The sequence below is a fragment of the Marinovum sp. 2_MG-2023 genome (assembly GCF_030548265.1).
Lineage (GTDB): Bacteria > Pseudomonadota > Alphaproteobacteria > Rhodobacterales > Rhodobacteraceae > Marinovum.
In genome coordinates this window covers 1-21,433 of record NZ_JAUOSD010000014.1, presented here as the reverse complement: position 1 = coordinate 21,433, position 21,433 = coordinate 1, and the positions used below count along the sequence as shown (strand labels likewise).

At 60.6% G+C, this 21,433-nt stretch carries 18 protein-coding genes; 4 read left to right on the top strand and 14 right to left on the bottom strand.

What is annotated here, in order from left to right:
• Positions 1-49: 49 nt before the first annotated feature.
• Genes Q4577_RS15495 through Q4577_RS15460 form a run of 8 tightly spaced genes read right to left on the bottom strand, consistent with a single transcriptional unit; the run spans position 50 to position 8,515 of the window.
• Positions 50-724: a ThuA domain-containing protein gene (locus tag Q4577_RS15495; RefSeq protein WP_303470611.1), complete on the bottom strand. Its 675-nt coding sequence runs from the start codon at positions 722-724 to the stop codon at positions 50-52.
• A gap of 16 nt (positions 725-740) precedes the next feature.
• Positions 741-1,745: a hydroxyacid dehydrogenase gene (locus Q4577_RS15490; protein WP_303470609.1), complete on the bottom strand. Its 1,005-nt coding sequence runs from the start codon at positions 1,743-1,745 to the stop codon at positions 741-743.
• Between the two features lie 9 nt (positions 1,746-1,754).
• The gene (locus Q4577_RS15485; RefSeq protein WP_303470606.1) at positions 1,755-2,810 is read right to left on the bottom strand and encodes an ABC transporter ATP-binding protein; all 1,056 of its coding nucleotides are present in this window, start codon (positions 2,808-2,810) and stop codon (positions 1,755-1,757) included.
• 2 nt (positions 2,811-2,812) lie between these two features.
• Positions 2,813-3,655, bottom strand: coding sequence for a carbohydrate ABC transporter permease (locus Q4577_RS15480; protein WP_244684798.1), 843 nt, complete (start codon positions 3,653-3,655; stop codon positions 2,813-2,815).
• Positions 3,645-4,574 carry a carbohydrate ABC transporter permease gene (locus Q4577_RS15475; protein WP_244684796.1) on the bottom strand — a complete coding sequence of 310 codons (930 nt, stop codon included), beginning with the start codon at positions 4,572-4,574 and terminating at the stop codon, positions 3,645-3,647. The genes Q4577_RS15480 and Q4577_RS15475 overlap by 11 nt, the downstream gene beginning before the upstream one ends.
• Before the next feature lie 18 nt (positions 4,575-4,592).
• Entirely contained in the window at positions 4,593-5,834 is a 1,242-nt protein-coding gene (locus Q4577_RS15470) for a sugar ABC transporter substrate-binding protein (RefSeq protein WP_303470599.1), read from the bottom strand.
• A 33-nt stretch (positions 5,835-5,867) separates the two neighbouring features.
• Complete coding sequence (locus Q4577_RS15465; RefSeq protein WP_303470596.1) at positions 5,868-7,478, bottom strand: FAD-dependent oxidoreductase; 1,611 nt, start codon at positions 7,476-7,478, stop codon at positions 5,868-5,870.
• The gene (locus Q4577_RS15460) at positions 7,475-8,515 is read right to left on the bottom strand and encodes a LacI family DNA-binding transcriptional regulator (RefSeq protein WP_303470593.1); all 1,041 of its coding nucleotides are present in this window, start codon (positions 8,513-8,515) and stop codon (positions 7,475-7,477) included. Before Q4577_RS15460 ends, Q4577_RS15465 begins: the two co-directional genes overlap by 4 nt.
• 438 nt (positions 8,516-8,953) lie before the next feature.
• Here Q4577_RS15460 and Q4577_RS15455 point away from each other — a divergent pair, with 438 nt between their 5' ends.
• On the top strand, positions 8,954-9,316 hold the full coding sequence (locus Q4577_RS15455) for a hypothetical protein (RefSeq protein ID WP_303470591.1): 363 nt from the start codon (positions 8,954-8,956) through the stop codon (positions 9,314-9,316).
• A 201-nt stretch (positions 9,317-9,517) separates the two neighbouring features.
• On the opposite strand, the gene Q4577_RS15450 is transcribed toward Q4577_RS15455, so the two are convergent.
• The 6 genes from Q4577_RS15450 to Q4577_RS15425 all read right to left on the bottom strand — a co-directional run bounded on the left by Q4577_RS15450 (position 9,518) and on the right by Q4577_RS15425 (position 17,947).
• Complete coding sequence (locus Q4577_RS15450; RefSeq protein WP_303470589.1) at positions 9,518-11,983, bottom strand: arsenate reductase (azurin) large subunit; 2,466 nt, start codon at positions 11,981-11,983, stop codon at positions 9,518-9,520.
• A 13-nt stretch (positions 11,984-11,996) separates the two neighbouring features.
• Positions 11,997-12,515 (bottom strand): arsenate reductase (azurin) small subunit, encoded by a 519-nt coding sequence (locus Q4577_RS15445; RefSeq protein ID WP_303470587.1) that lies wholly within the window; start codon positions 12,513-12,515, stop codon positions 11,997-11,999.
• A 167-nt stretch (positions 12,516-12,682) separates the two neighbouring features.
• On the bottom strand, positions 12,683-13,930 hold the full coding sequence (locus Q4577_RS15440; protein WP_303470584.1) for a sigma-54 dependent transcriptional regulator: 1,248 nt from the start codon (positions 13,928-13,930) through the stop codon (positions 12,683-12,685).
• Positions 13,917-15,347 carry a sensor histidine kinase gene (locus Q4577_RS15435; protein WP_303470582.1) on the bottom strand — a complete coding sequence of 477 codons (1,431 nt, stop codon included), beginning with the start codon at positions 15,345-15,347 and terminating at the stop codon, positions 13,917-13,919. Before Q4577_RS15435 ends, Q4577_RS15440 begins: the two co-directional genes overlap by 14 nt.
• Positions 15,348-15,350: 3 nt before the next feature.
• A complete protein-coding gene (locus Q4577_RS15430) occupies positions 15,351-16,199 on the bottom strand; it encodes a PhnD/SsuA/transferrin family substrate-binding protein (RefSeq protein WP_303470580.1) in 849 nt (282 codons plus the stop codon).
• Positions 16,200-16,942: 743 nt separating this feature from the next.
• Complete coding sequence (locus Q4577_RS15425) at positions 16,943-17,947, bottom strand: AraC family transcriptional regulator (protein WP_303470575.1); 1,005 nt, start codon at positions 17,945-17,947, stop codon at positions 16,943-16,945.
• Positions 17,948-18,029: 82 nt separating this feature from the next.
• On the opposite strand from Q4577_RS15425, the gene Q4577_RS15420 reads away from it, so the two are divergent.
• From Q4577_RS15420 to mmsB, 3 genes are read left to right on the top strand one after another with little or no spacing between them, the layout of a single operon-like run.
• Positions 18,030-19,175, top strand: coding sequence for an acyl-CoA dehydrogenase family protein (locus Q4577_RS15420; protein WP_303470572.1), 1,146 nt, complete (start codon positions 18,030-18,032; stop codon positions 19,173-19,175).
• A gap of 4 nt (positions 19,176-19,179) precedes the next feature.
• Positions 19,180-20,223: an enoyl-CoA hydratase/isomerase family protein gene (locus Q4577_RS15415; protein ID WP_303470569.1), complete on the top strand. Its 1,044-nt coding sequence runs from the start codon at positions 19,180-19,182 to the stop codon at positions 20,221-20,223.
• Complete coding sequence (gene mmsB, locus Q4577_RS15410) at positions 20,220-21,092, top strand: 3-hydroxyisobutyrate dehydrogenase (RefSeq protein WP_303470566.1); 873 nt, start codon at positions 20,220-20,222, stop codon at positions 21,090-21,092. Before Q4577_RS15415 ends, mmsB begins: the two co-directional genes overlap by 4 nt.
• The last annotated feature ends 341 nt before the right edge of the window (positions 21,093-21,433 follow it).

Here is a 21,433-nt window from a genome sequence, read left to right as displayed (position 1 = left end):
AATATATCTTCCTGGCGCCGCCCGCATAGGCGGCGAAATGACCCGGTGCCTAGGCAAAGCCCGATTTTTCAACGGACATACCGGCCGACCAGAGCAGCCCGCGATGCAACATCTGGCGCACATTGGCGAGGTCAAGCTCGTCCGCCGTGTGGCCCAGCGCGGTAAAGAAGATGCGCCCAGCGCCGTAATGCGTTTTGAAGGTCACCGGCATCACCACGTTGGTGCGCCAGGGATGATGCGCGCCGGAAAAGGTCGTCTCGGCCAGCACTTCCACCGCCGGATCGTAATGCATATAATATTGCTCTGACACGTGGTCGAAATCCGCGATTCCGGCCGTGATCGGATCATTGGGGCGGGTGACACGCACGCGGTAGCGCATGATATTGCCGGGATGGGCGACCCAGGTGCATCCGGCGGCATAGCGAAACTGCGGCACGTCGCGGAATGTCGTCGACATGCAGTGGTGATAGCCCGCCATGCCGGTGCCATTGCGCAGGGCATCCAGCAACGGGGTGATTTTATCGCGCGGCATGGTGCCACCGGTGATCACCGGCACCACCAGCGCCATCTGCGCGACGTCCCGAGTAACAAGGGCATTGGCGTCGTCACTCACCGTCACATCCATGCCGCTCATGCTCAGCATATCGGCGACCTTCTCGGCACCTTGTCGCGGCTGGTGCAGTTCCAGACCGCCATGAACGATCAGCGCGCGGGGCTTGGGCATCACAGGCTCCTTCGGATCAGGCGGTGCGGGCGTAGGTTTCGGCGGTCAGCGCATGGCGCAGCGGTTGACCGGCGCAGAAGCGGGCCACCTCCGCCGCCACCAGATCCCCAAGCCGCGCCTGTTCGGTCCCCAGCGCGCCGGCCGCATGCGGGGTGAGAAAGACGTTCGGCAGGTCATAAAGCGGCGAGGCGGGTTCCGGCACCTCGGGAAAGGTCACGTCCAGCACGGCGTTCAACCGGCCTGAGGTCAGCTCGGCGATCAGCGCCGCTTGGTCGACAATAGCCCCGCGCGCGGTATTGATCAGTGTGGCACCATCGCACATCAGTGCCATTTCCCGTGCGCCAATCATGCCGCGGGTGGCGGGCAGCAACGGCGCATGCAGTGACACCACGTCGGCGGTCATGACCTCGGCCAGATCAACCTGCCGGGCGGTGGCGCGGATCGGATCGTCGGTGGGCAGAAAGGGATCGTGGATCAGCACGTCGAGGTCAAAACCCCGGAGCCTGTCGACGACCAGCCGCCCGATCCGCGAGGCGCCAACAATACCAACCCGTTTGCCAAGGTTGCCGATCGGCCCGGCGGCAAGCGGATCGGTCAACTCGCGCGACCGCCCCATCCGATAAAGCTCGCGCAGGCGAAACACCTGTTTGTTGGCCATAAGGATCGCGGCAAGGGTGTATTCCGCCACCGGCACCGCATTGGCATCGGCGGCGGTGGTCACGGCAATGCCACGCTCAAAGACCCCGGAATCCACAAGCAACCGTTTGACCGACCCGGCGGTATGCGCGATCAGGCGCAGGTTTGGCGCGCGGTCCAGCACCCCGGCGTCAAGCGGCGCACAGCCCCAGCCGGTCACCAGCACCTCAACCCGTGGCAGCAACGCGGCGGCGCTGTCCCAGCCGGTATGGCGGGTGGTATCCAGAACCTCACAAGCCGCGCCCAACCGGGCCAACGCATCGGCGCGCAACACCCGTTCGGTCAGGCCAGGATTCATCGCGAAAAGCAGCGGCGGTTTGCGCATGACGCGGGCTCAGGCCGCCGACAGCCGCAGGCCGGAACCCGCATCGAAGAGATGGGTATGGGCCTGATCCACGCCAAGGGTCAGCACCTCGCCCGGTTGGGCCGAGACCCGTTCGCGAAAGATGCCAAAGACGTTTTGACCGGCGATCTGCATCGTCACCTGGGTTTCAGAGCCCATCGGCTCTACCACCACAACCTCGGCTTTGATGCCGCCCTCGGGGTCCAGCCGGAAATGTTCGGGCCGCACGCCGTAGACCACCGGTTTGCCATTGGGCAGCGCCGTGGGCGCGGGCAACCGGGCATCACCGGTCACGAAATTCGCGCCCTCTACGTGACCTTCGATGAAATTCATCGAGGGCGAGCCGATGAAGGCGGCGACGAATTGGTTGACCGGATTGTCGTAAAGATCAAGCGGGCTGCCGATCTGTTCGATCCGGCCGCCATTCAGCACCACGATCTTGTCGGCCATGGTCATCGCCTCGACCTGGTCGTGGGTGACATAGATCGTCGTGGTTTTCAGCTTCTGATGCAGTGCCTTGATCTCGCCGCGCATGACAACGCGCAGCTTGGCGTCGAGGTTCGACAGCGGTTCGTCAAACAGGAACACCTTGGGGTCGCGCACGATGGCGCGGCCCATGGCCACCCGCTGACGCTGCCCGCCAGAGAGCTGACCGGGGCGACGTTCGAGATAGGTATCAAGCCCGAGAATGCCGGCGGCCCAATCGACCCGCTCCTTGATCTCGGTCTTGGATGCCCCGCGATGATGCAGCGAAAAGCCCATGTTGTCGGCAACCGTCATATGCGGATAAAGCGCATAATTCTGGAACACCATTGCGATGTCGCGTTGCTTTGGCTCCAGATCGTTGACCACGGTGTCGTCGATGACGATGTCGCCGTCGCTGATCGTTTCCAGCCCCGCCAGCATCCGCAGGAGCGTGGATTTGCCACAGCCCGAAGGGCCGACCAGCACGACGAATTCACCATCGGCAATGTCGATGTCGACACCGTGGATCACGGGATGAACACCATAGGATTTCTGCACATTGGAAAAGGTCACGGGGGCCATGATCAGCCTTTCAATCCGGTATGGGCCAGCCCTTCGACGAACTGGCGCTGGGCTATGACAAAAACGATGAGCACAGGGATCGCGGTCATCGTCGCGGCGGCAAGCTGGATGTTCCACATCGCGCCACCATAGGCGTCGGTGAACTGGGTCAGTGCCTGCGGCAGGGTGAATTTCTCGGGGGAGGAGAGGAACACAATGGGTTCGAGATAGAGGTTCCAGGAATGCAGGAAGGTAAAGATTGCTACCGCACCAAGGGCGGGTTTCGCCAGCGGCAGGGCGATGGTCCAGAAGATCTTGAACCGTCCCAGCCCGTCAACGCGCGCCGCTTCTTCCAGCTCTTTCGGCAGGGCGATAAAGAATTGCCGCATCACGAAGGTGGCAAAGACCGACGGCGCGCCAAAGACCGGCACAAGGATCAGCGGCCAATGGGTGTTAATCATGTCCCAGCCAAGGAAGATCTGGAACAGCGGCACGATGGTCACTTCGGACGGGATCAAAAGCCCCACCAGCAGCACCATGAAAAGCGCATTGGCAAAGGGGAAATCAATCCGGGCAAAGGCATAGCCCGCCATCGCCGAAAACAGCAGCGTGCCGCAGGTGACGATGGCCGCGATATAGGCCGAGTTCCAGTATTGCTGGGCAAAGGGCTGCAACTCGAATGCCTGACGATAGGTCGAGAAATCAAAGCGGCTGGGGATGATTTCAGGCGGGAAGGCAAAGATGTCCGAAATCGGCTTGACCGAAGAGGTCACCATCCACCAGGTCGGAAAGACAAAGGGGATCAGCAGCACCAGCATCAGCCCGTAAACCGCCACCTTCATCCGGGGCGAGAGATCACTTTTCATAGAAGACAATCCTCTTGCGCATTTGCCATTGCACGAAGGTCAGCACCGCGACGATCAGGAACAGCAAGATCGACAGGGTCGCGCCATAGCCGAATTTGTGGAATTCGAAGGCCTGTTGATAGAGATAGTAGACCAGCACCGTGGTCGACATGCCGGGCCCGCCCTTGGTCAGCACGGCGATCTGGGCAAAGACCTGAAGCGAGCCAACGATGGTGATGATCGAGGTCAGAAGCACCGTCGGGCTGATCATCGGCAGGGTGATGCGGCGGAACTGGGCAACGGCGGGGATACCGTCAACGCGGGCGGCCTCGTAAAGCTCTTTTGGCACGCCCTGAAGGGCGGCAAGAAACAGGATCATGTTCAGCCCGACGTTTTTGAACACCTGCACCACCACGACCGAGATCATTGCCGTGGTCGGATTACGCAGCCAGTTCGGCCCCTCGATCCCCACGACCTGAAGAATGCCATTCAGCCCGCCGTTGTTTTGCAACAGAAAGCTCCAGACGATGGTCCAGGCGACCAGCGACACCACGACAGGCGAAAAGAACAGCGTGCGGAAGATGGTGATGCCGCGCAGTTTCTGGTTCAGCAGCACCGCCAGCAGAAGCGCCAGCGACATGTTGAACACGACGAGGAAGACCGAGAAGATGCCTGTCGCCCCCAGCACCTTGAGCAGGCCGGGATCAGAGAGCAGACGCTGGTAATTCTCGGTGCCGGTAAAGCGGAAGGTGCGCGCCAGCACGTTCCATTCATGCAACGAATACCAGAACACCAGCGCCAGCGGCAGGAGCACGAAGATACAGATGCCCAGCACCTGCGGCGCGATGAAAAGATAACCGACAAGACTGTCGCGGCGGTCCATCGTCCAGAAGACGCGCTTGCGACGGGGTGGATCGGAATGGGTGGCCACGACAGTCATCAGCTTGCCTTTGCTCCCTTACAGCAGCGGCTGGATAGAGCGGCAAACCGCCCCCAGCACCGCTTCGACATCTGCATCCGGCTGCCAGAGCGCATCAAGCTCGGCGCGCACCAATTGCTGGATTTCCGAATAGCCTTCATGCACCGGTAGCACACCGCCACGGGCGATACCCTGGACCACGACGTTTTCGATCATCGCGGGCGTCAGCAGCGGGTTTGTGGCCCCCAGCGTGTCAGCATTAAGCAGGCTCTGGCGGATCGGCGGAAAGAATTGTGCCAGTTTGGCCGAGTTTTCCGGGTTGGTCATATGCGCAAGAAAGTCGACCGCGAGATCGGCGTTCTCGCTGTCCTCAAACACGCCGATGGCGGCCTGACCGATCACCGAATATTCACCGGCGGGGCCAGCGGGCAGCGGCACCAGATCCCAGGCGAAAGCATCGTCACCCTTGGGCAAGAGCGAGGCGCGCGAGATCTGGGTGATGCTCATGGCGGCGTCACCGGCAAAGAAATCAACGCTTTCGCCCGGACCGGGAATGGCACCGTCTTCGAAGATTGCCCCGTGGATAAAGGTCATGGCCGCAACCATTTCCGGGTCGGCAAAGCCGCAGGTATCGCCATCGGCGCTCCAGGGCGACGCATCCCAACCGCGCCAGATCGCGGCAAGGTTCTGCCAGGTCTGGTAGTTGAAGTCGCGCACGATGATGCCGTCCTTGTCGCCCTCGGCCACCTTGGCCGCCGTGGCCATGGCGTTGTCCCAGGTCCATTCACCGGCCGCGATCAGGTCCGCCGGGGTGCGGGCGCCGGCGGCTTCGATCAGATCGGTATTGGCAAAGATCGCCAGCGGCGAGGTCGAGAACGGCACCGCATAAAGCTCTCCATCGCGCCGCCAAAGCTCTGTCGGCTTTTCGATCATGTCGCCATAGTCGAAACCTTCGGTATTGGTGAAGGTTTCGTTCAACGGCGCAAGGATGCCGGAGTTAACGAAATCCGCCGCCGTACGTTCGAGAATCCAGGCCAGATCGGGCGGGTTGCCGCCAGCGATCTGGGTGGTGAGCGTGGTGGTGTAGCTGGCAAAGGGCAGCGACTCAAAGGTCACGCTCACGTCCGGGCGATCGGCGGTAAAACTGTCGGCGATCTCGTTGAAAACCGCGAGATGCGCCTCGTTCGCGCTCCAGATTGTCATGCGCAGGTCCTGCGCGCTGGCCGCGCCCGCCAGCGCGGTGGTCATTGCCAAAACGGCAAGGGGTGTCAGTCGGTTCATGTGGTTTCCTCCCTGGAATATTGGTCTTTTTGTTTAGTAGCCGCGCACATCGGGCCAGCGGGTTTCGACGCCTTGCTGGCGCAGAAGCTCCTGGAAAGCCGCCAGTTTCGGGTCGTCACCCTGTACGGCATGCGGGTCGGTGCCTTCGTTGAGGCAATGCGCCGCCAGAAGGCCCGCAACCTCGCCGATGTTCCATTCCACCGGATGCAGGCGATAGCAGCCGTTGGTGATATGGGTGGTGCCGATGTTCTTGCCCGCGGGAAGCAGGTTCGAACGTTCCTTCGGCAGCATCGCGCCCAGCGGAATTTCAAACGGACAGGACGGCACGTCGACGTAATTGTCGCCCCCGGTCGAAGGGTGCAGGTCGATCCGGTACATGCCGGTGCCAACGCTGTCGCGATAGTTCACGGCACCCGCCTCGCCGCGCACCTCGTAAGACAGATCCTGTTCCACAATGGTGGTGACCGCCCGGATGCGCCGCGCCTCGCGGATATAGGGGGCCATGGCCAGCCCGTGATCGGTGCCGGTGACGTCACCGCGCAGACGCAGGCCGGGGAAACCCTGGCCGCCATCTTCGCGCGGGGCCTCGGTCTGGAGCCAGTAGAAGACGGAATAAGACAGCTCTGCCGCGCGGGCGATGCGGGTGTCGTATTCTGCTTTGGTGCAATCAATGATCGGCTCTTCGAAATAGTCGATCATCGGCCAGTTCACGAGGCAGACGTCCGAGGCATAGGCACCCTTGACGAAATTGTCGCGCGCGGCGATGCGGCGGAAGGTCCAGAGGTTGCCGTCGCCGGGATTGCGGCGCTGATCGGCATCAACCAACAGCGGATTGTCGCCGGGATTGGGTGTGAAGCTGCGGGTCGCAGTTTCCAGCGTGCGGGGATTGGGCGATTTGAAACCAATCAGCGGCCCGCCCCAGAAATCCGGCTGTACCTTGCGCCAGTAATCATAGTTCGCCGGCTTGTCGATCACGTGGTTGCCGTCGACATGATCGACCGCGAAACAGATCGACACCGCCTGTTGATTGTCGGGCTGCGCCTCGGATGGTGCGCTCGGCTCGCCGGTTTCGGCCTGGCTTTCGAAGCCGGTGACATAATCGGTGCCGGTCAACGGCAACAGATCGCCCAGCTCGGTGGCGTCGATCACATAGGCGGCTTCGATCTGGACCTGATCGCCAGAGTGCACATGTTGCACGGTCACGGCGCGCACCCGGTCGCCCTCCATCTCGGCGGCGACGGGTTCATAGGGTTTCAACAACGTCAGCCGGCCGGAGCCGATGTAGGGCATCAACCAGGCTTCCATGATCGCGACGGGCACGCGCGGTTCGACACACATCCGGCTGACCCAGCCGGCGCCGGGGTTCAGATCACCCCAATTGCGGGCGCCTTCGGTCAAGGGATAATAATCGCGATAGAACTGCCGGATCGCGGTGCGCAGCTCGCGGTAGGTCCGGGAACCGCCAAACTGCTCGATCCAGGAATGCTCGTCAGAGGGCACGGCCTGGCTGGTCAGCTGGCCACCAATCCATTCGTAGGGTTCGGTCATCACGACGCTGCGGCCAGATCTCAGGGCGCCCAGCGCGGCGGCAACACCACCGACGCCAGCGCCGATGATCGCGATATCGGTCTTCAATTCTTTCACGTCACACTCTTTTCTTTGATGGGTCCGAGGGTCTCACCCTCAATCAGGTCGCAGCGCAAAAGCGACTGCCTGTCGTAATCGCGCCCTTCGAGCCGGGCGATCAGCGCCGTCGCGGCGCGCTGCGCCATTTCCTCGCGCGGGATGGCATAGGTGGCAAAGCGGGTGCCGGTATCGTCGGGCCGCACGTGGCTGCCCAGAACAACGATTGAGAGGTCGCCGGGCACGCTCAGCCCGGCTGCGGTCGCGGCGCGCTTGAATGGGATGGCGTCGGCCAATTCGATGAAAAAGACGACGCTGGCCCCCGAGGCCCGCACCTCTGCAAGAAGCTGCTTTGCCGACAGGCCAACCTCTGAGATATGCAGGTTCAACGCGCCGCCCTCTGCCAGACCGGCATTGAACCCGGTCCAACGGTCGGCGATCGATTCCGCGCCGCCGTCCTGGCCGACATAGGCAAAATGCGTATGGCCCAGCCCGCGCGCACGCTCTGTCAGCGCACGGGTCGCATCGGCGTAATCGGCACCGACATAATCGACCGGACCGCCGGCATCGTCGCGGCGACCGATGGCCATATAGTCAAAATCGCCCTTCACCAATTGTTCGAGATCGCGGCTGTCGAACTTGCGACCCAGCAGAAGGCAGCCATCGGCAATCCGCATCCGGTTCGGTTCACCAAAGATCCGCTTTGCGCCGCTCGCGTCACGTTCCGCCGAGGTCATCAACAACAGGTCATAGCCCTGTTCCTGCGCCGCCGCCTCTATCCCGAAGAGAAACGGCGCAAAAAAGTCTGCCTGCGCCCGGGGAAAGGCCGGTTCATAGGTGAAGACGCCGAGGATGTTGTTGCGCCCCTTTGCCATGCGGCGGGCGATCGGGTCGGCCACATATCCGGTCTCGTCAATGACCTTCTGGATACGTTTGCGGGTCTCGTCCGGAATGCGTTTCCTGTCCCGCTCCGCCCCGTTCAGCACGATCGAAACCGAGGCCTGGCTGACGCCGGCGCGCTTGGCGATTTCCTTCTGTGTGAGGCGTCGTCCCGACATTCAATAGCTCCGGTTATGCGTATAACTGCTAATACGTATAACTTCGCGATTACCGCCAGTCAACCGGTTCTGGTCTGTCGGCCCGTGCAGCGGTCTGCGCCCGCTTGATGCAACAGCACTGGACGGCCAATATCACCGCCCCTAACCACAGGTAATTTAATGACAAAACAGCTATCCACCCTTGCCCGAAACAACAGCCATGGGTTGGAGATCGGGCAGTTCATCCCGTTCGCCCTCGCCAAAAGTGGCCCTCGTGATCTGTGCCAGAGGTCTTGGTCTTGATCGGGATCAGCCAATCAATGATTCGACCTGAAGCCCATGACGAAGCCCCTGCCCCGAGGCGACATGAACGCGCAGCGCACGCATTGCGAAAGCTTGCTAAACGTCTCTCAGGTCCATATTGCGATGCGTAGAATTGCACCAATTGCGGAGCGCCACATGAGCTTGTCATTTGCATATTGCGCGATGATCCTGGGGGTGATTTGTTTCCAGATCGCTTTGATCTTCGGTGCTCCGTGGGGCAGGATCACACAGGGCGGCCAAAACGATGGACCCCTGCCAATATCCGGGCGGTTGGTGGCGGCAGCGTCCATTTTCATCCTGCTTGGCATGGCGCTCGCCGTGCTATCTGCGGACGGTCGTTGGCCGGACTGGCCGTCCTGGACACTTTGGATTGCTCTGGCCGTGAACGCGTTGAGCATGGTGCTGAATTGGATCACACCCTCGAAACAAGAACGTAGGCTTTGGGCCCCGATCATGACGGTCATGTTCCTTTTGGCGGTTGCCGTTTTCTGGTTTTGATTACCCGCAGAGCGCGACGCCCTGGCGGGAACCGGGGTGTTCGGAAATCACAGCACGACATAGGTTTGCAACATTGGTGCGCACTGCAGCAACCGGCACTTTGGGTCGCCCGTTTTGATCGCCGCACCGGGCCGGGGTTTTCAGCCAAATAGAAAACCCGCCCCCGGCAAAACGCGGCGGCGGGCCATCACTTCATATGCCTTACAGCATGACTTCCTTCGACTTGAAGGTGATGCCGGCGGTTTCCCGTGTGGCGTTTGACACCTTGCGGATATCACCCCAGCAATGTTTGTAATCCGGCAGGACCAGTTCGTTCACCCCCGGATTGACCACATTGCCCTGGCTGCCCGCAGGTGAGCCAAAGACCATGGCAACTTGGTCGCGCTTGGACGACGGTGTTGGATAGGCCATGCCCTGGGTCACGCCGTTGTCGTTGATGATCTCGATCAGATCGCCCGGCTTCAGATCCATGTCCACCATGTCATCCGGGTTCATTTCAACAAATGGATAGGGGAAACGATCCTGCACGAACTCGTTCTTCTGATCGAGAAACTGGTTCTGCCAGAAGATATTGGCCCGGACGTTGTTGATCCAGAACCTGTGGGTGGCTTGTTCACGGGCCTTGCCCGCAGCCTGCCAGCCGCGCCACCCCGCCGCACAGAACAACGCCTTTTTGTCGTCGCGGCCATGCCGGTCGAACGTGCCATCGGCATAGAGCCGCTTGGTGCCGACCAGCGCACCATTCTCGTAACCGACAACCGGCTCTTGCACCCCGTCGTTGCCCATGGCCCGCAGGCGGTCATAGGTCACCTCTGGATTGCCGACGTTGAAACCATCCATGAAAGCGTCTTCTTCGGTCTGCCAGTCATAGCCTTTGAACTGATCGGCATAGGCATCGTGGCCCATCTCGCGCAGCACATGCTCCATGCTCCGGGCCATTTCCGCCGCAATCAGGCAGTCGGGCTTTGAATTCCCATAGGGGTCCATGTATTTTTCAGACAGACGCAAGCGCCGCTCGCCGTTCATCGAGGTGAGGTTCATCTCGTTCGATTCACAGGCAGGCAGGATCACATGCGCGTTCTGGCCGATCTGGCTGTGGATGATATCCACATCCACCACGAACAGGCCGCCAGCATTGATCGCAGCCACGATTGCGTCGACCAACTGGTCGCGGGTGCCCCCGGCGGCTGCGTCGATCGCATCCTTGACCATATCTGACCGGCGTTTGTGAACGCGCTTGAATTCCGCAGCATTCAGGGTGGTCTTGTAATGGTCGCAGGCCCAGATGTGATGCACACCGCCCAGCCCCCGGATCAGGAACTGGTCAATATATTCGGCCGGACGACCGACATGCGCATCAGACGGACGGTAATACCCCTCCTGGTGGCCACCCAGACGGCACACACCGCCACCTTCGCGGCCAACATTGCCTGTTGCCATGGCGATATTCACCAGCGCGCCTATGGTGCGGTAATTGTCATTGCCCCAGATGATGCCCTTTTCATAACAGGTCACGCATTTGCGGCGGCTGCCATCGTCATGCGGCATCGCAATCCATTCGGCGGCCTTCTGGATATCGGCCGCTGGCACGCCACAGATCTCTGCCGCCTCGTCAAGAGAGGTTCGACAGGTTTGCATGGCATAATCGAGGCTACCAAGACCCGCAGGATGCGCGCTATCCTCGGCCACGGCTTCGCCGCCCTGAAAGGTCGATTTCGCGATAAAGTCGGAATCCATCCAGCCCTGATCGACGATCTGCGTCAGAATGGCGTTGAACAACGCCATATCCGTGCCTTCCTTGATCGCCAGATGCAGAATGTTGTCTGGCCCGGCATATTGTTCAGAGGAATGCACCGTCAGCGTGCGCCGCGGATCGACCACGACCATCCGGGCCCCGTTTTGCAGACCCGGCACCATGTGGTTCAGATAGAGGTTGGTCTGGGTCTCCATCGAGTTTGCGCCAACCATGAAGATCGTGTCTGTCAGTGTGTAATCTTCGTAGGCATAGTTCAGCTCGCCAATGCCCATGTCGCGTGTCGAATGAACCTCGGAATTATAGGCCGGGCGGTTGTGGATGCGGCAATTCTTGATCTTCATGCTTTCGAAGTAGAGCTTGCCGGTGCCCCATGTATTTTCGTATCCGCCGGCCGACCCACCATGGTCGAACATCGAAACCACAAGATCGTCTTCGGACCCTTCGGTCACCACGCGCGCCGTCACCCGGGTGACGAGGTCCATTGCATCCTCCCACGAGGTGGGCTGCCAGACGCCGTTTCGCCACACCAGCGGATCGGACAGACGTTGTTGTTGTGTCCCGGTCACCTTTGAGGGGCGGTTTTCGGCCATGCGCGCGCCACGGATCGAGCCGAGGCCAGAGTTCACGACGCAATCCACATCCGGTTTGACCACCAGATGCACGTCTTTGCCGTCCTGCCTGACGACATTGTACATCGACGGCGCATACCAGGCCTCGGTGTCCTGATATTGCTGTTCGCTCAGGTCGACGCCAAACTTGTTCTCGTCCGGGTTGGTGCCGCCCTGCTTGTGCAGCGGCCAGGTGTAGGCCTTGTAGCCACAACCGACGATGCAGTAATGGCAGGTCACATTGTGTTCCTTGGCGTCTGCGGGAATGATCGGCAGACGGTCGATCTGTCTTTTGTAAGCCATGTGTCCCTCTCCCTTACAGCACGTTCGACAAACGGCCATAGATCAGCTCGTCCACCCCGTTTGCGTAAATGTCACCTTTGTCATCCACGCTCAGCAGGAACTGTGGCAGGTTGTTGGTGGCATGGCCCCAAATCTGCTGGCCGCCGTTTTCACAGTCAAAGCGGGAATGGTGGCCGGGGCAGTTGAGGCTCTTGTCCTCGGGCGAATAGGTCATCATCCAGCCCTTGTGCGGACACAGCACCGAAAAGGCCACGATGTCGCCATCCGGGCCAACGCCGCCTTCGACCGCTTCGCCCAATTTGAGCAGCACACCCAGGCTTTCCTCGTCGGGATAGGTGATGTCCAAAGGTTCGTTCACCACCAGATCCACGATATTGGCAAGACGGTTGGTTGGCATTTCAACACGTGCCAGCGCCCGCGCCTTGGCCTGTTCCGGCGTCATGACCGTTGTCGCAACAGCGCCCGCCGTCGCCATCATGCCGCCCCTCAGAAACTGTCGACGTCCCGCGTCGACCAATCGGTTACACTTCATTGGCTGGTGCCCTCCCTGGCTCATCAAGTGATGGATGATTGCCACCAGCCTACCCCCCGCCCCCGGGGCGCGCGACGCCACAAGAGCACATGCTGCAACGCAGCTAGAGATTGATTTTCATAGAGAAAACTTCATGTTCGGAAATCCGAACACGGGCAATGCCGCAATCAGGAACCGGACAGGCCGAGTTTCTGCATTTTTTCCCAAAGCGTGGTTCGGGCAATGCGCAACAGTTTGGCCGCCGCGCCAATCTGGCCGTCGGTCCGATCGAGGGCGGCAATGATCTGTGCCTTTTCGGCGGCATCCCGGGCCTCGGCGAGGGACATCATCTCATCCGGTTGGGCCAGCCGTTCGGGGAACAGATCTGTGGGTTGCAGCAAAGGTCCGTTCGCCATGGCCAGCCCGCGCAGCAATCTTGCCCGCAGGTCACGGCCACCGCCGGGCCAGTCGTGGCTGCGCACAGCCTCTTCGCACAGCGCGCTGATCCCGGTCAGGCCCGGGGCGTGGCGCGGTGCCAGTTTGCCGAACAATTGCTGCAACAGCCAGACCGCATCCTCGGGCCGGCTGTGCAGCGGGGCAACCGGAATCTCGGTTCGTGCCAGCCTGTAAAACAATTCCGAGCTGAAGGCGCCCTGCGCGATCATGGCCGCAGTTTCATCGCCACATGCCGCCACAAGCCGCCCGTCAAAACCCGCATCAATCCGGTCGAGCAGCTGCGCCTGGCCCCTTGCGCTCATCTTGCTGACCGCGCTGATGAACAGGGTTCCCTCCCCCAAGACATCAAACCCACCACCGGGGCGGAACAAGGCCGCCTCGGCCTCGGCATCACGCGCCAGATTGACCATGATGAAAGACGCGGCAGAACGGTCCGACAGATCGTGGATGCGCCGCGCCACAAGATCCTTTCCGGTGCCCGGTCCACCAAGGATCAGCACGGGGTGACTTGACGTTGCCGCGTTGCCGATCAGCGCCTCAATTCGGCGCGCGGCGGCCGAAACCCCCATCAAGGGCGGAAAGTCATTGTCTTGAACCGACTTCTTCTGCTGTCCGACAAGCAGGCTGAGACGTTCAAGGAAGACAGGCATTTCAAACGGCTTGGTCACATAATCCGCAGCGCCCGATTTGATCAGCCGCACGGCCTGGCCGATGCCGCCCTGACCGGTGATGAACAGAAATGGCGGCGGTGTCCCGGTGCGCAGAAGCGTCGAAAACAGCTCTTCCCCGGACCCGTCCGGCAGGCCGACATCACAGATCACCGCGTCGATTGGTTTCTTGGGGGTTCGGATCGCCCCAAGCGCACGCGCCATGTGTTTGAGCCAGTGAACCTCTGCACCCTCCAGTTCCAGCCGCTGCAACAGTGATGCGCCCATGATCGGGTCATCCTCGACCAGAACGATGTATCTATTCCTGAGCATCGCGGGCCTCCCCGGGCGTTGGCACAGTGACCGTGATGCGCGTCACATCGTTTTCGCGCGCATGTGCGACGGTGCCAGCCATCTTCCTTGCAAGGTCGCGGACCAGCCGCAACCCAACACCGCCACCGAGCGACAGCGGGCCGTCGCCGAGCAATCGGTCCAATGCGGCCCCCGGCATGGCCGGGCCGGTGTTGGCGATCTGAAGGGTAAGACCGCCCGCGCCTGATCGGACGATCAGACCGACCCGCCCCTCTTTGCCCGCCGCGGCACAGGCGTTCAGCAGCAGGTTGAGCACGATCTGCCGCACCGGTCCGGCAGGACCGCCGCTTGCGCTGACCGCTGCGGGATCGACCGACCACGCCAGATCCTGCGCGAGCCGCGACACTTCGGGTTGGATCAGAAGCTTGATGTCCTCGAAATCATCGGGGCCCAGCACGCGGGTCTCTGGATCGACGCGGTTCTGGTCCAGCGTTGCGCGTGTCACGTCACGCAGATGGCGCAATCCCCGGTCAAGCAGATCGGCGGATTGGCGCACGACCTCGGGGCGGTCGGGATAGCTGCGGATCGTGTCCGTCGCATTCAACAGCCCGCCCAGCGGATTGTTGATCTCATGCGCCAGCGACGAAGACAGCCGCCCAAGCGCCACGAACCGTTCCCGTTCCGCCAGCCGCCGCTCGGCTTCGGCCTTGGCTGCCACGGCGTCGACCATCGCGTTATAGGTGCGCGCCAGTTGGGCCAATTCACCATCGCCGCGCGGGATATCAGAGTCCGGGATCGACCGCGGCTTGCCTCGTGTTTCGGTCATCTGGCGGGCCAGCGAGGTGACAGGGTGCAGCATCTTGCGCATCGCCAAAAAGCCGACCACCGCCAAAAGACCAATGGCCATGGCATTGCCAATGATCAGATACAACAGCGCCTGCCTACGCTCGATCAAAAGGTCGGACACGTCAAACTCGGTCGCGATCTGCCCGACGGCACGACCCTGGTAGCTGAGCGGCGCAAGCAGGCTGAGCACAGGTGCGGCCCCATCCACCGTCAGATCATCCAGCGCCACCGCATCCCCGGCAAGCGCTGCGATATCGCTGTCGATCGGGACACGCCGGGGGTCGGTTGCGGCCAGCACCCTTCCACGCACGTCCGCCACGGCGGTCAGAACCATCCGGCGCCCCTCACCGCCTTGGGCCGCCCGGTCAAGCGTGTCATATACCTCCCAGTTGTCATGCCGCAGCACCAGCGGCCCCAATGCCACCGACAAACCTTCGACATGCATCCGGGCCAGTTCCTGAATACGGGCGTCCTGCACCTGTGCCAGCGACCGCAGAACCTGTTGCGAGGCCACCGTGCCAACAAGCACCATCATCACCGCCGCAAGAAGGGGCAGCCTGATCGACAGAGGAATGGGAGCAAACCAAGTCATGCCTCAGGGGTCCAGATCACGCATGCGATCGGCAATCCCATCAAACAGGGCCGGGGTCGCCCGCTGGAACCCGTCAAGTTGCAGCGACATCAGCGCCTGCCGGCCCTCCGCCGTTTCGGCAAGGCTCAACAACGCGGTTTGCAAGGCGCGCACCGGTTCTGACGCCAGGCTGTCACGCCGCGCGCAAACCGGGGGAAAGCCCAGCCATTCCGACCGGGCGATCACGCGTGTGCGCGCGGTGAGGTCCGGCTCGATCACGGCGAGGGCCTCCCAGACATAGCCATCGACGCTGCCCGAGCGCACCAACCCATCTGCCACCGCGCGCACCACATTGCGATGGCCATAGGTAAAGATCGCACGGCTGAAAAAGCTCTCGACCTGCGCGCCCATGCGCCGCAAATTGGTTGCGGTGACAAGATAGCCGGAATTCGAATCCGGGTCGGAAAAGGCATGTATGGCGCCGCGCAGGTCCGCAAGATCACCGGCAGGGTCATCCGCCCCGACAATCAGATAGGACTGATAGCGAGGGCCGCCGCGCCAGACCGGGACAGCCACAAGATCCAGCAAATCAGCGTGTTGCAGATAGGGATACCCGCACAACCAGGCCGCATCGAGGCTGCGCTCCAGCAGAAGACCGGTGACTTCCTGATAGGTGCGCCGCTGCACAAGTTCGATGTCCCGCCCCATTCCGCGTGACAGGGCATGGCGCAGACCGTCGATGACACCCGCATCATTGTCGAGGAAAACCGGCGTCAGCCCAAGACGAAAGACGGGCTGCGCCCCCGCCCGATCCGCCACCATAGCCGCAAGCGCCGTGCCAACAAACATGCGACGGTTGAGTGACTGCGCCATGATTTCCGCCCTCCCTTGCCCGGAACCCCGACCTTTGCCACCCCCTCCGCAGCGTCCGGTCGCACGCGCCCCACATGACGGCAAGAGCGATCACCAATCGGAAACTGCGACCTTCGTCCGCTCTGCCATAACATCGAATATATATTCACAACAGCCTACCGGACGCGCCCCACCCCGGAAACATGGGTGTAGCCCCCGGCTTCCTTTGTGCCACACAGGTCAACGGCACATGATCAAATGGCGGCCATCACCAGAGACATACTGGTGGGGCTTCTGTTTTGAGGAAGCGGCCATTCACGGGTGAGATATACGGGCTTTCATACTGTACCATGCATCATGATCAGCAACGCGCAGGAAGCGGGCTTTGCAAAGTCTGACGTCGCAGCGTTGCATCATAGAATCCTAGCTAGTTATTTTGATATCGGGCTCTTCTAATCCCGTCATTGAACTCGGCCCTTCAAGGCCCCATAAAGGGTGCCAAGTTATTGTCGGAGAGTGCCGTGCTTGAAAATGAATGCATTTGCGGATGCGGTGAAAGAACCAAAGGTGGAAAATTTCTTCCCGGACATGATCAAAAACTTCGAAAAGCAATCGAAGATGCAGTCGGAGGGCTTGAAAGCCTCCGTTCCATTGTTGAGGTCCATATTGGAAGACCAATAACAACTTTTGTTCCGAAATGAAGGGCCTAAAACCACCTCCTATCTAGCAACTGCATTTCTCAGACGGTCTGAGAAATACAGTTGCTAGGCGATATCCCGCATACGATTGGGGGTTGTTCCATACCAGCGGTGGAAGGCGCGGTAGAATGCGGCTTCTTCGGCGTAGCCCACGGCCTCGGATATCTGCGAAATTGATTTGTCGGTGCGTGACAACAATGCCGTCGCCCGGTTACGGCGCTGTTCGTCCTTCAATTGGGACAACGAATGCCCTGCCGCTTTCAACATGCGGTGCAAAGAGGATCGCGACATCCCCAGCATGGCTGCCACCTCATCTGCGCCCGGCCAGTCCTGTGCGGGACCGCTCAGGCATTTCTGGATGATCTCGTGTTTCAAACCATCGGTCTCTCTGTACCCGCGCAGGAAGGCTTCGGGCAGGTTTCGCAGAAACGCCTTGAGGTCTTTTTCCGCGCGGTCGGTTTTGCGCGACAGATATTTCTTGTCGAACATCAGCCGCGCGACGGGGGCATTGAAGCTGACCGGCACGCCGAAAAAATCGCCATAGTCATTCTGCGCCAGCGGTTCGTTGCAGGGAAATTCAACCGCCTTGATCGGAATCCGTTCCCGCGCGGCCCAGCAGTTAAAGCCATGCAAAATAAGGAAAAAGGCGCGATATTTGAAGGCATTCGAAGACGGCACATCCTCATGCAAGGTGACGATGCAATGGCGGCCTTCGATTGTGACGGTGCCATATGGATCGTCCAGCACGACCCGCAGGAACCGCAAACTTCGCTTCATGGCGACATCAAGCGTCGCCGCCCCCCGGATCGCATGCCCCAGCAATGACGTACTGCCTGGGCGCATCGGCCGCGCGCCAAGGCCAAAAAATTCATCCTGCATCGCATAGGACATCTGCAACCAGACACGGCCAAATTCCTGGGTGTCCAGATGATCCAATTGATCGGGCGACACCTCTGCCGCCTGTAAAATGCGTTTGGAATCCACCCCGCCCGCCATGGCACATTCAAGCGCCTCCTTGACGAAGGTCGGTGCGACGGGGCGTCGTCGCAGGGGGCTGTCTTTTGGTGTCATATTTTGCGCACCTTGCGGCAATGCTGGGGCGATATACAAGTGATACCTAGGGCAAGCGGCCCCATTTTGCAAAGGACCAGACATGATTTTGGACGAAACCCAAACCGCAATTCGCGACATGGCACGCCAGTTTGCCAAGGCTGAACTTTGGCCCGGCGCAGAAGAGCGTGACCGCGAGGCCCGTTTTCCCAAAGCAGAGCTGGCCGCGATGGGCGAGCTGGGCTTTTTGAGCATGCAAGTTCCCGAAGAATACGGCGGCTTTGGCGCGGATTTCGTCAGCTATGCCGCCGTGATCGAAGAAATCGCAGCGGGCGACGGCGCCTGTTCAACAATCATGTCGGTGCACAGTTCGGTCGGCTGCGGCCCGATCCGCGATTACGGGACCGAGGCGCAGAAACAGAAATACTTGCCGAAACTGGCATCGGGCGAATGGATCGGCGGCTTTGCCCTGACCGAACCCCAGGCCGGGTCTGACGCGTCCAACCTGCGGACCACGGCGGTGCGTGACGGCGATCATTATGTGATCAATGGCGCGAAACAATTCATCACGTCCGGCAAGAACGGCCAGATGTTGATCGTCTTTGCGATCACCGACAAATCCGCCGGCAAACGCGGGATCAGCGCCTTTATCGTCGAAACCGACACCCCCGGGTATGAGGTTGTGCGCGTTGAGAAAAAGCTGGGCATCCATTCCTCTGACACCTGCCAGATCGCGTTCGAAAACATGCGCATCCCGGCGGAAAATCTGTTGGGCGAAGAGGGTCAGGGATACAAAATCGCCCTCGCCAATCTGGAAAGCGGCCGCATCGGCATTGCCGCACAGGCCGTTGGCATGGCCCGCAGCGCCTTTGAATATGCCCGTGACTACGCGGTGGATCGACAGGCATTCGGCAAGCCGATTTTCGACCAACAGGGCATTTCGTTTCAACTGGCCGACATGGACACCCGGATCGAGGTCGGCCGCCAGATGGTTTTGCACGCCGCGGCGCTCAAGGACGCGGGCGCACCATGTTTGCGCGAAGCCTCGATGGCGAAATTGTTCACATCGGAGATGGCTGAACAAGTCTGCTCTCAAGCGATCCAGATCCTGGGTGGCTATGGTTTCCTGACCGACCATCCCGTGGAACGCATCTATCGCGACGCGCGTATTTGCCAGATTTACGAAGGCACAAGCGAAATCCAGCGCCTTGTGATTGCACGCAACATCAGATCCGAGGCCACGGGATAAACCAATGTCGGAAGATGTCGTTATCCGAAAATCCGGTCGTGCCGGTCACATTACCCTGGACCGTCCCGATGCGTTGAACGCATTGACCGCTGGCATGTCGATCACAATCGAAATCGCCTTGGATGACTGGCGTGACGATGACGCCGTCGATCTGGTGATCCTGGACGCCAAAGGCACCAAAGCCTTCTGCGCCGGGGGCGACATTGCGAAGCTTTACGCAGACGGGCGCGCCGGAAATTTTGACCTCAGCCGCGCGTTCTGGCGCCAGGAATACCGGCTGAACCTCAAGATCGCGCGTTATGCAAAGCCTGTGGTCGCCTTCATGCAGGGGTTCACCATGGGCGGCGGCGTTGGCCTTGGGGGGCATGCATCGCACCGGATCGTCGGCGATAGCAGCAAGATCGCGATGCCTGAATGCGGCATTGGTCTGATCCCCGATGTGGGGGGGAGCTATCTGCTTGGGCGTGCGCCCGGTGAAACCGGTGCTTATCTTGGCCTGACCGGCGCACGGATGGGGGCCGCGGATGCAATCTATGCCGGGTTCGCCGACCATTATGTGCCCGAAGACACCTGGGACGACCTGAAATCAACGCTTCTGCAAGACGGCGATGTTGCGGCGATTGCGGCCGCTTCACAACCGCCCACCGGCGGCATATTGGCCGCGCGACAATCCGATATTGACCGACTGTTTTCCGCAGAAACACTGTCCGGTATCGACCAAGCTCTGGCGGCAGAGGATGCGGAATTTTCCCAAGCCGCCAGAAAGAATTTCACCAAAGGCGCGCCACTGGCCCTAGCCTGTGCGTTGCGGGCCATTCGAGCCGCGCGCGGCGGAACCCTGTCCGAGGCACTGGCGCGCGAGTTTCGATTTGCCTATCGTTCGCAAGAGCAAGGCGACTTGATCGAAGGCATTCGCGCCCAAATCATCGACCGGGATTTCACCCCGAAATGGCGGCATGAGAACCTCGATGTTGCTGAGCATGAAATTGCGGAAATGCTCGCCGATCTCGGCCCCTTCGACTGGACCCCAACAGGAGACACCCCATGAAAATCGCATTTATCGGACTAGGAAATATGGGCGGCCCGATGGCCACAAACCTGGTTGCGGGGGGCCATGAGGTTGTCGGCGTCGACCCTGTCGCCACCCCGGATGGCCTGACGATGGCGGCCAGCGCGGCAGAGGCCTGCGCCGGGGCCGATGTCGCCATCACCATGTTGCCCAATGGCGCGATCCTTCGGGCCGTTGCCGCAGAGGTGATCCCCGCCCTGCCGCAAGGCGCTGTGTTTATTGATTGTTCGACCGTGGATGTCGACAGCGCGCGGGCGGTGGCAGAACAGGCCAATGCGGCCGGTCTTGGCATGTTGGACGCCCCGGTGTCCGGCGGCATCAAGGGCGCGGCTGAGGGCACATTGACCTTCATGATTGGCGGCGATGCAGAAGCATTGGAAAAGACCAAGGGGCTTTTCGACATCATGGGGCAAAAGGCCGTGCATTGCGGGTCCGCCGGTGCGGGACAGGCCGCCAAGATTTGCAACAACATGATCCTTGGAGTCACCATGTTGGGCACCTGCGAAGCCTTCGCAATGGCCGACAAGCTGGGCCTGGATCGCCAAGCCATGTTTGATGTGGTCTCCACCTCGTCCGGCTACAGCTGGACGATGAACGCCTATTGCCCCGCCCCAGGCGTTGGCCCCGTCAGCCCGGCTGACAACGATTACAAACCGGGGTTTGCAGCGGAACTCATGCTTAAGGATCTTGGATTGTCCCAAGACGCCGCAGGTGCCTGTGATGCAGATACCCCGATGGGGCGACTGGCACATGAGTTGTATACCAAGTTCATTGCCGAAGGGGGCCAAGGCGTCGATTTTTCCGGCGTCCTGCCCTGGCTGTCGGCACGCGGAAACAACAACCCATAAAACGGGTTATGAGAGGCGCTGTCAGCATCAATCCCTCGTTTCGACACTTTGGGCACAACGGCAACGGCTACCGAGATTAATCTCGGTAGCTTTTTGATTTTGGGTGCATCTCTTTCGAGAGGGCTTGTTTTGCAGGGGGCTTATGGAACCTCGACGCGCACTTTGGGAACTTAGCGTTGCGAGTTTTTGTCGGGGTTTTCAGTGCTGAACGTAACAAAGCCCGCCTTTTGGGCGGGCTTGCGAGTTTGCGAGAAGTTTTTGACTTTGGTTGCGGGAGTAGGATTTGAACCTACGACCTTCAGGTTATGAGCCTGACGAGCTACCGGGCTGCTCCATCCCGC

Coding starts and splice junctions, on each gene's coding strand:
- Q4577_RS15420 (WP_303470572.1), top strand. CDS start 18,030: ATGATTTTGGACGAAACCCAAACCGCAATTCGCGACATGGCACGCCAG.
- Q4577_RS15455 (WP_303470591.1), top strand. CDS start 8,954: ATGAGCTTGTCATTTGCATATTGCGCGATGATCCTGGGGGTGATTTGT.
- Q4577_RS15440 (WP_303470584.1), bottom strand. CDS start 13,930: ATGCTCAGGAATAGATACATCGTTCTGGTCGAGGATGACCCGATCATG.
- Q4577_RS15460 (WP_303470593.1), bottom strand. CDS start 8,515: ATGTCGGGACGACGCCTCACACAGAAGGAAATCGCCAAGCGCGCCGGC.
- Q4577_RS15480 (WP_244684798.1), bottom strand. CDS start 3,655: ATGAAAAGTGATCTCTCGCCCCGGATGAAGGTGGCGGTTTACGGGCTG.
- Q4577_RS15430 (WP_303470580.1), bottom strand. CDS start 16,199: ATGGCGCAGTCACTCAACCGTCGCATGTTTGTTGGCACGGCGCTTGCG.
- Q4577_RS15475 (WP_244684796.1), bottom strand. CDS start 4,574: ATGACTGTCGTGGCCACCCATTCCGATCCACCCCGTCGCAAGCGCGTC.
- Q4577_RS15470 (WP_303470599.1), bottom strand. CDS start 5,834: ATGAACCGACTGACACCCCTTGCCGTTTTGGCAATGACCACCGCGCTG.
- Q4577_RS15495 (WP_303470611.1), bottom strand. CDS start 724: ATGCCCAAGCCCCGCGCGCTGATCGTTCATGGCGGTCTGGAACTGCAC.
- mmsB (WP_303470566.1), top strand. CDS start 20,220: ATGAAAATCGCATTTATCGGACTAGGAAATATGGGCGGCCCGATGGCC.
- Q4577_RS15415 (WP_303470569.1), top strand. CDS start 19,180: ATGTCGGAAGATGTCGTTATCCGAAAATCCGGTCGTGCCGGTCACATT.
- Q4577_RS15485 (WP_303470606.1), bottom strand. CDS start 2,810: ATGGCCCCCGTGACCTTTTCCAATGTGCAGAAATCCTATGGTGTTCAT.
- Q4577_RS15435 (WP_303470582.1), bottom strand. CDS start 15,347: ATGACTTGGTTTGCTCCCATTCCTCTGTCGATCAGGCTGCCCCTTCTT.
- Q4577_RS15450 (WP_303470589.1), bottom strand. CDS start 11,983: ATGGCTTACAAAAGACAGATCGACCGTCTGCCGATCATTCCCGCAGAC.
- Q4577_RS15425 (WP_303470575.1), bottom strand. CDS start 17,947: ATGACACCAAAAGACAGCCCCCTGCGACGACGCCCCGTCGCACCGACC.
- Q4577_RS15490 (WP_303470609.1), bottom strand. CDS start 1,745: ATGCGCAAACCGCCGCTGCTTTTCGCGATGAATCCTGGCCTGACCGAA.
- Q4577_RS15445 (WP_303470587.1), bottom strand. CDS start 12,515: ATGAAGTGTAACCGATTGGTCGACGCGGGACGTCGACAGTTTCTGAGG.